25 protein-coding genes are annotated in these 11624 nt (G+C 50.4%); 13 read left to right on the top strand and 12 right to left on the bottom strand.

The annotated features are described in order from the left end of the window. Positions 1-91 precede the first annotated feature (91 nt). The 12 genes from ABIB18_RS23500 to ABIB18_RS23445 form a co-directional block, all read right to left on the bottom strand. Positions 92-457 (bottom strand): zinc-finger-containing protein, encoded by a 366-nt coding sequence (locus ABIB18_RS23500; RefSeq protein WP_262287703.1) that lies wholly within the window; start codon positions 455-457, stop codon positions 92-94. A gap of 15 nt (positions 458-472) precedes the next feature. After that, complete coding sequence (locus tag ABIB18_RS23495) at positions 473-784, bottom strand: hypothetical protein (protein WP_233985051.1); 312 nt, start codon at positions 782-784, stop codon at positions 473-475. A 22-nt stretch (positions 785-806) separates the two neighbouring features. Beyond that, positions 807-1355: a 3'-5' exonuclease gene (locus ABIB18_RS23490; protein WP_354476012.1), complete on the bottom strand. Its 549-nt coding sequence runs from the start codon at positions 1353-1355 to the stop codon at positions 807-809. An 8-nt stretch (positions 1356-1363) separates the two neighbouring features. Continuing rightward, a complete protein-coding gene (gene ssb / locus ABIB18_RS23485) occupies positions 1364-1840 on the bottom strand; it encodes a single-stranded DNA-binding protein (RefSeq protein WP_354476010.1) in 477 nt (158 codons plus the stop codon). Further along, positions 1840-2715, bottom strand: coding sequence for an ATP-binding protein (locus ABIB18_RS23480; protein WP_354476008.1), 876 nt, complete (start codon positions 2713-2715; stop codon positions 1840-1842). The genes ssb and ABIB18_RS23480 overlap by 1 nt, the downstream gene beginning before the upstream one ends. 12 nt (positions 2716-2727) lie before the next feature. Further along, positions 2728-2898, bottom strand: coding sequence for a hypothetical protein (locus tag ABIB18_RS23475; protein WP_354476006.1), 171 nt, complete (start codon positions 2896-2898; stop codon positions 2728-2730). Then, complete coding sequence (locus ABIB18_RS23470; RefSeq protein ID WP_354476005.1) at positions 2895-3044, bottom strand: hypothetical protein; 150 nt, start codon at positions 3042-3044, stop codon at positions 2895-2897. Before ABIB18_RS23470 ends, ABIB18_RS23475 begins: the two co-directional genes overlap by 4 nt. Before the next feature lie 330 nt (positions 3045-3374). Continuing rightward, entirely contained in the window at positions 3375-3596 is a 222-nt protein-coding gene (locus ABIB18_RS23465) for a hypothetical protein (RefSeq protein WP_354476004.1), read from the bottom strand. A gap of 111 nt (positions 3597-3707) precedes the next feature. Next, on the bottom strand, positions 3708-3878 hold the full coding sequence (locus ABIB18_RS23460; RefSeq protein WP_354476002.1) for a hypothetical protein: 171 nt from the start codon (positions 3876-3878) through the stop codon (positions 3708-3710). A 335-nt stretch (positions 3879-4213) separates the two neighbouring features. Then, on the bottom strand, positions 4214-4531 hold the full coding sequence (locus tag ABIB18_RS23455; protein WP_354476000.1) for a transcriptional antitermination N peptide: 318 nt from the start codon (positions 4529-4531) through the stop codon (positions 4214-4216). 365 nt (positions 4532-4896) lie between these two features. Next, complete coding sequence (locus tag ABIB18_RS23450; RefSeq protein WP_354475998.1) at positions 4897-5802, bottom strand: BstA C-terminal domain-containing protein; 906 nt, start codon at positions 5800-5802, stop codon at positions 4897-4899. 150 nt (positions 5803-5952) lie between these two features. Then, positions 5953-6654 (bottom strand): XRE family transcriptional regulator, encoded by a 702-nt coding sequence (locus tag ABIB18_RS23445; RefSeq protein WP_354475996.1) that lies wholly within the window; start codon positions 6652-6654, stop codon positions 5953-5955. A gap of 105 nt (positions 6655-6759) precedes the next feature. Here ABIB18_RS23445 and ABIB18_RS23440 point away from each other — a divergent pair, with 105 nt between their 5' ends. The 13 genes from ABIB18_RS23440 to ABIB18_RS23380 form a co-directional block, all read left to right on the top strand. Then, positions 6760-6987, top strand: a complete 228-nt coding sequence (locus tag ABIB18_RS23440; RefSeq protein ID WP_354475994.1) for a transcriptional regulator — start codon at positions 6760-6762, stop codon at positions 6985-6987. 139 nt (positions 6988-7126) lie between these two features. After that, entirely contained in the window at positions 7127-7405 is a 279-nt protein-coding gene (locus tag ABIB18_RS23435; protein ID WP_094119098.1) for a CII family transcriptional regulator, read from the top strand. 38 nt (positions 7406-7443) lie between these two features. Further along, positions 7444-7584 carry a hypothetical protein gene (locus ABIB18_RS23430; RefSeq protein ID WP_163637950.1) on the top strand — a complete coding sequence of 47 codons (141 nt, stop codon included), beginning with the start codon at positions 7444-7446 and terminating at the stop codon, positions 7582-7584. Beyond that, positions 7581-8429 carry a replication protein gene (locus ABIB18_RS23425; RefSeq protein ID WP_354475992.1) on the top strand — a complete coding sequence of 283 codons (849 nt, stop codon included), beginning with the start codon at positions 7581-7583 and terminating at the stop codon, positions 8427-8429. Before ABIB18_RS23430 ends, ABIB18_RS23425 begins: the two co-directional genes overlap by 4 nt. Position 8430: 1 nt before the next feature. Next, positions 8431-9777 (top strand): replicative DNA helicase, encoded by a 1347-nt coding sequence (locus ABIB18_RS23420; protein WP_354475990.1) that lies wholly within the window; start codon positions 8431-8433, stop codon positions 9775-9777. A 3-nt stretch (positions 9778-9780) separates the two neighbouring features. Continuing rightward, on the top strand, positions 9781-10053 hold the full coding sequence (locus tag ABIB18_RS23415; protein ID WP_354475988.1) for a hypothetical protein: 273 nt from the start codon (positions 9781-9783) through the stop codon (positions 10051-10053). Position 10054: 1 nt separating this feature from the next. Beyond that, entirely contained in the window at positions 10055-10288 is a 234-nt protein-coding gene (locus tag ABIB18_RS23410; protein ID WP_354475986.1) for a CHC2 zinc finger domain-containing protein, read from the top strand. After that, on the top strand, positions 10288-10479 hold the full coding sequence (locus tag ABIB18_RS23405) for a hypothetical protein (protein ID WP_354475951.1): 192 nt from the start codon (positions 10288-10290) through the stop codon (positions 10477-10479). The genes ABIB18_RS23410 and ABIB18_RS23405 overlap by 1 nt, the downstream gene beginning before the upstream one ends. After that, complete coding sequence (locus ABIB18_RS23400; protein ID WP_354475984.1) at positions 10476-10820, top strand: hypothetical protein; 345 nt, start codon at positions 10476-10478, stop codon at positions 10818-10820. The genes ABIB18_RS23405 and ABIB18_RS23400 overlap by 4 nt, the downstream gene beginning before the upstream one ends. 4 nt (positions 10821-10824) lie before the next feature. Then, positions 10825-11013, top strand: a complete 189-nt coding sequence (locus ABIB18_RS23395; RefSeq protein WP_354475982.1) for a DUF551 domain-containing protein — start codon at positions 10825-10827, stop codon at positions 11011-11013. Continuing rightward, positions 11010-11171, top strand: coding sequence for a hypothetical protein (locus tag ABIB18_RS23390; protein WP_354475980.1), 162 nt, complete (start codon positions 11010-11012; stop codon positions 11169-11171). Before ABIB18_RS23395 ends, ABIB18_RS23390 begins: the two co-directional genes overlap by 4 nt. A 2-nt stretch (positions 11172-11173) precedes the next feature. Further along, positions 11174-11353: a hypothetical protein gene (locus tag ABIB18_RS23385; RefSeq protein ID WP_354475978.1), complete on the top strand. Its 180-nt coding sequence runs from the start codon at positions 11174-11176 to the stop codon at positions 11351-11353. A gap of 2 nt (positions 11354-11355) precedes the next feature. Then, positions 11356-11624: recombination protein NinB (locus tag ABIB18_RS23380; RefSeq protein ID WP_354475976.1), on the top strand; the 269-nt coding region annotated here is incomplete at its 3' end.

Below are 11624 nucleotides of genomic sequence, written 5' to 3'. Positions count from 1 at the left end.
TTTTTCCTTCAATATTGCAATGGCGTATTTCACTTCACTCATTCTCTTACCCCTTATGCCGCTGTCAGGCTAAATGCCGCGGCGAAAATAGTTAGCCTTTAAATTCGGCACAAGCGGTCACGACCCGTTCACACGTATCTACGTCGAACATGCCGATATGGCAGTTTTTGAACGGGATGCTCAGTCGCTTACTTAGCCACTCATAAGCACCTCGCCGGGACTTTCTTCCTGACTTCCATATGGGGTCGAAAGCTGCGTGAGCTGCGCTCTTGGCCTTTCGCAGCTCTGCATTTGCGAGCCGACCCAGCGGAACTGCGTTTGATCGCTTATGACATCCAACCCATGCGGCGCAGGGTGGGCACTTCCAGAATTGCAGCCCCGCGAGGTCGGGCCGATTCGGGTACATATCCTTCCCGCTCACAAGCGCAGCATCCTTACCGCAATAGTCACAAATCACACTCACTTGCTCTCCTTAGTCGCCGTGATAGCGGCGTGCTGCCCATTCCGGATAGGCAGGGTTGGTATCTCTGACCGGCATGTCATGCTTGCTGTGCCGGTTGCGCTCAATGGCTTCCTGATGCTCGACGTACTTCGTCAGACGCCGCTCCGTGGCCTCCTGCACCCATTCCTTTGTCTGCTCAGTGGTCCGTACTGATAGCGACACCCTCACGCCTTTCTTCGCCAGAATCTGCTGCTGTGCGTCCTGCATCGCTAACATCCATCTGCGCTGTGATTCCGTTTCATCAGGGCGTGCAGAGTCCGCCGAAGGTTCGGTGATGGTCATGAGGGTGCCTTATTGGTGGGTGTTATTTAACGAGGCGCTGCCAGATGGCGGATACGTATTTCGCCTGGTGGATGGCATCGGCTAACGCGTTGTGCCGGGTTCCTTCAAAGGGCATATCCCGCTTAGGGTCGAAACCTATTGCTTTGCCCAACTCAACGATTGTTCGCACGTCCCGGTCATTCCACCAATTCCACGGTGGGTTTTGTCCGGTCATCTGATACGCGCTGCGAAGGATGACGCAGTCAAAAGAAGCTCCATTCCCCCAAACCTGAACAAACTTGCTGTTGGTGTTTTCGAAGATGAAGTCATTGAAGCGTGATAGTGCAGTCGAAAGCTCTAGCGGGTTATCAAGGAGCGAACTCCGAGCCTCTTCGCTTTGCCCCATCCACCACATAATTGTTGATGCATCCGGCCTTGCGCGATGACGCATTGATGACTCAAGCGAGATATTCACCTGAAACTGATCGCCGGTCTCGCCTGATGCTGGGTCAAAAAATACTGCGCCGATTGAAACGACAGGGGCGTAGGTGCCATTGCCCATCGTTTCGAGGTCAACCATTAAGTTATTCATCTTCATCCTTAAAATGGGATATCGTCTTCAAAATCCATCGGTGGCTCATTATTTGCCGGTGGAGTAGATGGCCCAGCCTGCTGCTGCGGTCGATGCTGCTGATTTTGCTGCGGGCGGTTTCCCTGACCACCTTCCTGCTTACCGCCCAGCATCTGCAAAGTTCCGCCAACGTTTACCACGATTTCTGTTGTGTACTTTTCTGTGCCATCCTGCGCCTGCCATTTACGGGTGCGCAGCTGGCCCTCGATGTAAACCTGTGAGCCCTTACGCAGATACTCGCCAGCCACTTCTGCCAGCTTCCCGAAGATAACTACGCGATGCCACTCAGTTACCTCCTTGTTCTCACCTGTGGACTTATCACGCCACTGCTCCGAGGTCGCCACGGTAAGATTGGCTACCGCGCCGCCTGATGGCTGATAGCGAACCTCAGGATCCTTCCCGAGGTTTCCAAGTAAAATCATTTTATTCACGCCACGACTCGCCATTATGCTGCCTCGCTTTTCTGCTCAAGTTCCGCTTTGCGGATGTCATAAATTTCTTTGGCCTTCGCCTGATACTCGGTGCCGCGCAGGGTGCGCCATGCTTCTTCGAAGAGAGCCTTAAGGCTGTCGAAGTTTTCAACTCCTGCTGCAGACTCTGTGAACGCCTTCAACGACTCTTCCGCAGGGTTTACCGCGCCTGACTCAAGCCAGTTAAGAAGCTGCTTGCCTGTCTGCTCACTAAGCACAACTGGGTCGGCATTGCTGAAGAGCTTCGTCCTGTCCTTGCTGGCGATCGCATGATGCGACTCATGGCCGATATCCAGAACGGTAGTGAATTCGTATTCGACGCCATCACGCTGCTCTGACTTCATGCCGAGCTTAGCGACCTTCTTGCGTCCATTTTCTTCCACCTGGGCGGTCTCAGTTTTGCTTCGCATGGTGGCTATGATGTGCATTGACGAACGCAAAATTGCGTCCAGGAATGACCGGTGCCGCGGGTTGATTTCACTCCACGCTGACCATGAATTGCCGCGAAACTTCGTTTTAGCGATAGTGTCCACAAGCTCCAGGCAACCACCTACGCCGCCCCATTCATGGGTAATGCTATCGATGATGAGGCAGTCATATCCTGCCTGCTCGGCAGCGCTGATAGCCTCAATGAAGCGCTCTGGCGAGAATGGCGGATCGAGTTCCAGAACATCGAACTCCGCGACATCCGAATAGAGTGATGCGCTACCTTTCTCCGTATCAATCACAGCGATGCGGCCGCCAATACCTTTGGCTACCAGCAGTGCGCTGTATGTCTTCCCTGAACCACTCGGCCCGGTAAGTGCCAGCCGTAGCTTGGCTTTCTTTCTCATGGCTTTTTCAAATTTCATGGTGATACCTCTTTAGAACGGGCATGGCCCGAGGAAATATTTGCTGTTGAATCGCTCACACCACGCCAGATTGAGCGCGGCACGCATTGACTGGCGCATACCATTGCGTCGGTAATGGAGGGCGTTGAGGACGTGCATGCGTCGCTTAGCGCGGCTTTCTTCGACTGTGGTTGCAAGGCTCATTTCTTAACTCCCGTACAGGCCATTTCGAATAGTGCGCGGATAAAGTCGAAATCCTTCAGGCGCTCATGCTCAGCTTCTTCCTTGCGCTGGCGTTCTAACTCTTCCTGCTGCTTCTGGTAAGGAAGGGGGGGTGATTGAGTTTTCACGGTTTGCCCTCCTGCGATACGACCTGTAACAGGCGCTCCCAAAGCTGCTGTAAGCGGCTCTTAGGCTTCCACGACATAACGTCAGCGCCGGTGAGTTTGTATGCGAACTGGTTGATTGAGGGTGTGAAAAAGTTAGGGCTACCCATGGTGTGGGCCGCCCCAGCAGATGTTAATTGCATGGGTAACTCCTGATTGAATTAGGTTTGGTTGGTGTTGGTGCGAAAAAAAGCCAGCACCAGGCTGGCAAAGAGATGTGTCTCAGTTATCTCGCACCGAAGTGCGCTAGTGCGAATGCACCTCAAAGCCGTCTAAGCAGACAGCTTTACGGTGTCACTCTATGTCGCAGAGGTATTCAAAATCACCGCAATAATTGGTGCCTTTTTTTAAATCAAATAGTACCGGCGCCCGGACCAGTACTGCATCCATGCCACCCCAGTCACGGCTCAGCTTCCACTGCTGCGGTGGCTTTCTGCCAAGCAACTTAAGCACAGCGGCTCGCTCAGTATCAAATCTCGCCCTGCCATCCATGACAAAGAATTCAAACTCCTGCATCTCAACCTCCCGCTATAAACCCCAGCACCATCAGCACGCCAATGGCTATCCAGCCGATGCAATAATCACTGTCGCTTAACATGGTGCCTCCAGATGTGAAAAAGGCCGCCGTTAGGCAGCCTCAAATCCCGTCACCTCAACCCGGCAGATGGGGTAGGTGTAGAGCTTATTTTCCTGAATGATTCGCTGTGCATCCTCCATGGTGTCAGCTTCATTGCTGTACTTAATGTTCTCTTCGCCGTCATCCCATTTGCCGGCCAAAATGATGTAGCACAATTCCATGGCGAACCTCACTTAATGATGTGTGTTACGTCTTTACGGACGTTGCGGTAACCCGCGTTGAATATTGCAATCTCCGGCAGACATACCGATGTGCTCTCATGCCTGTCACGCAGAGAAGGGGAGACTTAACGCTTGAGCAGCAGATATGCCATCCCGACTATGACCAACCCGGCAAGCGTCATCAGAGCCGCATGCCTGCAGGTACGCATGAAGAGTTGCTTCCACGGCATCCTTACCTCCTTCCTGTCACCAAGGTTCACGCATATTGCAATCACGTGAAGACTCAGGAACCAGACCAGCAGAATCTTTGCGGAATAAATTATTTCGTGCATTTGCTACCTCGCCGTGACTGCGCCCGCCACCTTGCGATGACCTGCGGCGTAGATAGCTACATCAGGCAGGCAGATTGAGCCCTGGATATCTCCGCCGATGTACTTCGCTGCACCGGCCAGAATCTGCTTGTGATATTCCGTCTCTGTCTCAACTGCCTTAACTACCCGGTCAGCTGCTGGCCGCTTGCACTGCAACACAACACGTCCTGGAGTAGGACGGTGCAATACTTCTGCGCTTACGCTGGCTTCACTCTGAAGGTGAGCGCGGCGTTCACGACGACGACCTGAAGATGAACCTGCGAATTGAGTTCTGCGTGTCATAGATACCTCCTGAGTGAATTTTGGCGATGGCCACCGGCGCTCTATCCGGCATTCCCGTCTCGACTTAGTCCAACGTAGGGCATGACCATCCCAAAACTCACGCTTTGGTACTAACTGGCTTTTCAGCCACGTAGGTGATCCGTCACCGTTGTTAAAAGAGCGCGCTATCCGTTTCGTTATTCTCCAGCTTCCTGCTGATGGACTTATTAAAAACCATAGTTGTTTGCCAGTCAACAACAATGGTTGTCTATTTTGGTTTTAAAATGCACGAATTTAAGAATGTGGTTGTTTATTAAGTGAATTTATTTTTCTTCAGGCACAAAAAAGCCCGCTCAGTGGCGGGCTGTGTGTGGTAAGAACAGTAACTAGTGGTTGTTAGGTAACTCAGGTTTCCTTACTGACTCGAGCAATGTGGCGGCATTGCTAATTTTTTTGTTATCCAGATATTTTGGCAGCTTCTCCATCGCATAGTTATCATGAAGCCACTTCCTGAAAACTCCTAACGCCTCAATTGGGTATATGGCTGCGGTTATGTGTTTGTTTGCAGCAGACTGCCTATAATTGTCAGGATAGAAATGAGGGTGTTGGATCCTTTCTCCAAATTTTTCGGAAAGCTTATTAGCGGTCCAGTATCGCCCCCAGTGACTTCCTACGCTACCGTCTAGTGACGTAGTATCATCCATGGGGAACCCGCCCCCAATCAAGTTCATTGCAATGTCTGCTATTTCTCTAAAGACCGCAAAATGAGAGGAAGGAATTTGATCGTTAAGTTTTATCCTAGCGCGATAATTTTCAAAGGAAACATCTATGGCTGCATTTGGGTTGTAGTTGGATTTCTCATAAATCATGCGCTTAAGCGTATATTCAGCTAATCGCACAAAATTACCAATAGCTACAGACCTATCAAAGTTCTCTGCGTCCAGAGCGTAGTACCTGAGAACTGCCATGCAAACATAGTCAGGATACGCATGGGTCTCGACATTGGAACTGTTTATGACTCTGGTATAAAGCCTATCAATGTCTGGGTAACCCTTTTCTGCTAGGTATCCTGCAACTTTTTGTCCCCTGGGTTTATGTTTATTGGTTTCCCAGTTTGATGTGAATACCCTCAGTGGGGTGTCGTCTATTCCGCAAAGTTTAGCTAACCCATATAGAGTTAAATAGGGTGTCCCATCATTAAGAACCCCCATTGGAATATCATCAGAAATTACCTCTACGACAGGAAAAAGAGGCATTTGATGTAGGGATCCGCTGTCGTCATTATGCAACATAATGTTTTGATTCCTATAAGATATTGACCCCGATCGGCCTTTCCCCTGAAATGACTAAGCGTGCAGTCTACGCTGCTTACGCGCTGTGTGTATTTCTTCGGCAAATGCCGCCAAATCTTTACCCAAACATCTCTTCCGGCCACTGAGTTATCACCATGTATGTGATGACCAGAAAACCTTTCCTATCACGCGAACGTTCTTATGGAAGTCGTCGCGATCCATCACTTCGTCGGGATACTCCTCGCGATTAATAGATCGAATAATCACAGATGATGGTGTCGCTATTAGGGTCTTCACCCGGAGCAAATCAGACTGGCATATTGCATATGTCTTGCCGTCACGAATTGTATTGTCCTGCATATTAACGCCGACCACATCGCCGTCGTGCAGCGTTGGCTCCATGCTCTGACCGCTAACTCTTACCAACTTTGCTGCCTTCTCGGGAACGCCGATCTTCTTCAGGTAGTAGCGAGGAAAGACGAGGCCAAAATTTGATGACTCCTCTAACTCACAGCTTCCATCCCCAGCAGACAGGGATACATTCAGTAAAGGCAATTCCACAAATTCATTCTCATCCTTGTTCATATCCTCCCAAACCATGGCCTTAAGCGATGATTCGCGAATATTTGATGGTTCTGCTATTCCCGACTCTCCATCGCCAGTAGAAAGCCATCCAGGGTTAACTTTTAAAGCTATAGCCAGATCGATCAGCTTGGTGGTCTCACGAGCCTTTCCTGATTCAATTTTCTGAATGGCCGCCTGTGAAACACCCACAGCTTCCCCGAGCGACTTTTGGGATAATCCACGCGCCGTTCTGGCCTTCTTAAGTCTTTCAGCAAGATTTGTTTTCATCGCGACAATCTACAACCCCGGTTGTAATCAATCAAACGAATATGGTTGTTGACTAATCACAACCATAGTTTTATATTTGTAGTCAAAGTAACAAAGGAGGTTTTTATGAACGAAGCAATAAAAACCGCCATTAGCATTGTCGGTTCTCAGAAAAAACTCGGGGAAGCATGCGGTCTTTCACAGCAAGCCGTCTACAAATGGCTTCATGGAAAAGCCAAGGTCTCCCCTGAGTATGTAGACCATATCGTTGATGCTACTGGTGGTGCCGTAAAGGCGCATCAGATTCGCCCTGACCTGCCAAAACTTTTCCCTTCATCAGGAAAGGCCGCTTAAGAAGCATCGCTCTTACACAACGGACATGAAGTCCTACGTCGCTGAAAAGCGAAATCCAAACGAAACAAAAAAAACGTTCGTGGCAATAGGTGCGGCTTTGTCACGTCTAACTACTTAACCAACAAAGGAATGATGTCATATGGAACTTACAAGCACACGCAAGAAGGCCAACGCAATTACCAGTAACATTTTCAACCGCATAGCGATGCGAGGTCAGCGGAAGATTGCTGATGAGCTGGGTGTTGATGAGTCCCAAATAACACGCTGGAAGAGCAGCATGATCCCGAAGATGTCCATGCTACTGGCGATTCTGGAGTGGGGTGTTGATGACGATGAGCTGGCAAGCCTTGCCAAACAGGTAGCCAGATTACTGACAAAAGAAAACGCCCCAAAGAACTGCGAATTCTTTGAGGCGTAACGCGAAATGGCTGGATCAATTCACAGGAGTAATAATACATGAAACCCGATAAACATGAAAGATTTGCCCGACTCAAAGAGCAGGCCAGAGAGCAGTTTTATCGCAGCATTTCTCAGCTTGGCGCCAGCAAGTTAAGCCAGTGCCTGAAAGAAGCAAAGACTCAGGAGAAGGGCAAATGAGCAACGTAGCGTATGCAACATTCGGGGCTGTTCAGCAGCCCGTGGAGCGTAGAGTGGCCGATACCGATGATGGATATACCCGCATCGCTAACGAGCTACTGGAATCAATTGCTAGCGCCGATTTAACCGCTCGCCAGTTAAAAGTTCTCCTGGCAGTAACACGGAAAACCTATGGCTTCGGTAAGAAAGTAGATCGCATTGCTGATGAGCAGATTGCCAGCATCACCGGCCTGTCCCGGCAGAACGTCAACAAGGCGAAAAAAGAACTGCTTTCAATGAATTGCCTTCTCATGGAAGGAAGCAAAATCGGCATCAACAAGGAAGTCTCTGCATGGAATTTCAGTAAGAGTCTCCAGGTTAGCAACCTTGTCTCTAAACCAGAGACAAATAAAGTCTCTAAGTTAGAGACAAATGATGTCTCGAAACTAGAGACACACAAAAGAAACTCTTTAAATAAAAAAGAAACCCCTATATCCCCAGAGGGGAATTTGTCGGTTTCTGAAGAAAAACCAAAGCGCCAGACAGTCAGCAAATACCACTTCGACCGTGACCGCCTGAAAGACACATGGAACCGCAAAGCCGAAACCTTCGGCCTGCCGAAAATCCTTAGCATCAGCGCAACGACCGAGAAGGGCATCAAGCGCCTGTACGACTCCCACCTGAAGCACTGCAAAGAGACCGGGCGACCGACCCAGCAAATCGACACCTTCGTGAACGGCTACATCGAGTTTGGCTATCAGCCAACTGAGTGGGCCTGCGGTGCTAATCCTCGTGGAAAGCGTTACGGCATCGACACGGCGCTGACCCAGAAGAAAATCGACGAAATCATCAGCCAGGAGGCCTGAAATGGACAGTTTAGACTTCGAGCAGCAGCTGGTTGGCTCGATGATGGTCAAAGGCGATCACATCGACTGCCGTGACATTGCCGCAAAGCTTCCGGCTGAGGCATTCTCGAATCACCACCTGCGCCAGATTTACACCGTCATCTGCCGTTTCATCGATAAATGCGAACCGATTGACCCGTTCACCGTTGGCGCGGCCGTGCCGGAAGACACGCGTGACCATGTCATGACCGTTGGTTTCAAGTGCAAGACGGCAGCGAACATCAAAGCGTGGGCCAAGCTGGTTCGCCAGTGCTGGATGCTCCGTAAGGGTGCCGCAGAACTCACGAAAGCCGCCGAGCTTCTCGCCAGTGCTAACACGCAGAACATCAACGAGAGCATTGCCAGAGCGACAGGCATCATCTCAAAGCTCCAGTTCGAAACCACCGACCGGCTGCCGCGTCGTATCGGTGATTTGATCCCCGATTATCTCAACGTCCTAGAAGAGCGGATGAAAGGCTCTGAATCTGGCCTGTACCTGAAAACCGGCATCGAGGCGATGGATAACGAATACGGTGGGTTTGACCGCACAGACCTGATCATTCTGGCTGGTCGTCCTGGTATGGGTAAGACGGAGCTGGCAATCAATATCGCTAACTCAATCGGAAGGCAGAAGGGAAGAGGCCTGCTGATGTCGATGGAAATGTCTGAAACGCAGGTAGTCGAGCGTCACATTGCTGACCGTGGCGGCTTGTCTATCAGCGCTCTCAGGAACCCTCTCGGGATGAGCCAGGAGGACTACACCCGCCTTACCAGTGCCACAGGAACGCTGCTTGATGAGGATAATTTCGTCATGGTTGGCTCCTTCACCATCGATGAAATCATATCTCAGGCGGAGCGAATGAACATGGACGGCGGGCTAAGTTTTCTGGCTATCGACTATCTGACCCTTATCGACATGCCGAAAGCTGAGCGAGCCGACCTGGCAATAGCAGAGGTAACCCGAAAACTGAAGCAGTTCTGCCTGCGCAATAAGGTTCCCGTAGTGCTTCTGGCTCAGCTCAATCGTAACGTTGATGGGCGAGGCGACAAGCGGCCAAACATGGGAGATCTGGCAGGCTCAAGCTCAATTGAGAAGGACGCTGATGTGATTATCTTCCCTTACCGTGACGAGGTTTATCACGATAACTCGGATATGAAGGGCATCGCCGAAATAATCATCGGTAAATACCGCTCCGGCCAGCCAAAGACGTTTTACATGGGTTGGAGGAATGGTCACTTCGTCAATATTGACCAGGAGGCCGCAGCTAAGCAGTACTCCGACAACAAAAACAAAGAGCAGCCGGCCAATGACTGGCGCTATGGAGGATAAATCATGGCACTACGAAAATTAGATGTTCAGAAATTTATAGAGCAGCGCGGGTATATCTCATCACTTGTTACCGTAAAAGGTAAGCACATCATCATCAAAGACCCTGAGCCTCAAGGATGGGACTATGACGTGGCAATCAGTGACTGCAACACGCCCGAGAAAATCCTCTCATGGGTTATGCACCTGAGCGAAAAGACCTGGGTTACAAAAGACATTATTCGCCAGTTTATTCGTGTGTCAGCTCAAGCCTCCGGCCTGAAAATTGAGGCCTTTTGAAATGTCCATCATCGATAGCGCAATGAAACTGACAGAACTTACAAAACAAGGCGCGAATTATCGCGGGTTATGCCCTTTCCATGAAGAAAACACCCCGTCTTTCGTGGTGCGCCCACAGAGCAACGACTTTATCTGCTTTGGATGCGGTAAATCAGGCGGTGAAATCGAACTGGCACAATTCGAGCGTGATTCACGCCAGCAGCCGGGGAAAGGGCAGAAACGGGGAGGCTTTTGATGGAAATACATAAAGTTTTAATTGCAACAATTGGCGTGATAGTGGGCTTCCCCGCTTTTGTTGGAATCATGTCGTTCATCACCTGGCAAAACGGCTTCAAAATGCTGGGCCTGCCCTACATCACCCGAATGATTCTTGTGCTGGTAGTGGTGGTATGGGTAATGGCTCTTATCCCTGGAGGTCATCAATGAAAAAGCTAACCGCTGATGAATGTAGGGAATGGATTGATATTTTTAGTGAGCTTGAGAAAGACGATGCCATAAGTATTGCTGGCGAGTCACACCTCCAGGCCTATCGGATTGCACTCCCCATACTGGAGCAGCAGGAGCGGGGTGATGGTGGCTGGATTGAGTGGGGTGGTGGAGTAATGCCGGTGTCAGGTCGCGTTATGGTGGAGGTCAGATTTAAACGTTGCTCATTTCTGAGAAAAGCCAAAGCCAAGCAACTCGATTGGACTCACTACGGAAATATTTCCGACATCATCGCCTACCGCATCACCCCGGAGCGGGCCACCAATCAGAACGGAGAGTAGTGATATGGGTGACTGGATTAAGTGCCGCGACCAAATACCACAACCTCTCGATTGGGTTATTGCTCACGATGAGGTCGGGACTGTCAAAGCATACATCTGTCAGCACACCGGCGAATGGATTCGGGATAACGGCGATGAACTTTATCGCGTCACTCACTGGCAACCACTCCCACCACCACCGGAGGAAGCATGAGCGACAAAGGTGAGATTACGCAGATGGAAAAATTCGATGCTTGGTTCAACAAGGAATGGCGAGAGTACATTTCTGACCGGCCTCGGGTGCAGCGAATAGCCCTACGAAACATTGCCTGGTATGCATGGCAGGCTGCGCTAAGCAGCAAACAGGAGTAAGCATGAACAACGTAATCCCCCTCAGGCCTAAGCATCAACCCCTTAAAGACTCACACTCAGCGCTACTGACAGCCCTCAAGATGCTTCGTGAAGGCGGACACAGCAAGCAGAGTATTGATCTGTTGTTGAGCGCAGCAGCCGACAACATCCATGACTATGTGGAGACAATCGAAGGGAGGTAACAGTGGAGACGCAACGTTTTCTACTGAGAGACAGCAACATCCGACAGAACTGCATCAGCGCCATCCATCGACTCCCCACCAATCCCGACAAACCTCTGCAGGTAACCATCCAGGAAGACACCAGAAGCCTTGCGCAAAACCGCATGCTTTGGGCCTGCCTGCATGACGTATCGAGTCAGGTGGTGTGGTACGGGAAGAAACTCGACTCAGAGAGCTGGAAGCATATTTTCAGCGCCAGCCTGAAAGGACAGGAGACGGTACCGGGTATCAA

Source organism: Pantoea sp. UYEF8 (genome assembly GCF_040546285.1).
Classification (GTDB): Bacteria; Pseudomonadota; Gammaproteobacteria; order Enterobacterales; family Enterobacteriaceae; genus Pantoea; species Pantoea brenneri.
Note: the sequence above shows the minus strand (reverse complement) of the source record. Positions and strands in the feature narration are given on the sequence as shown.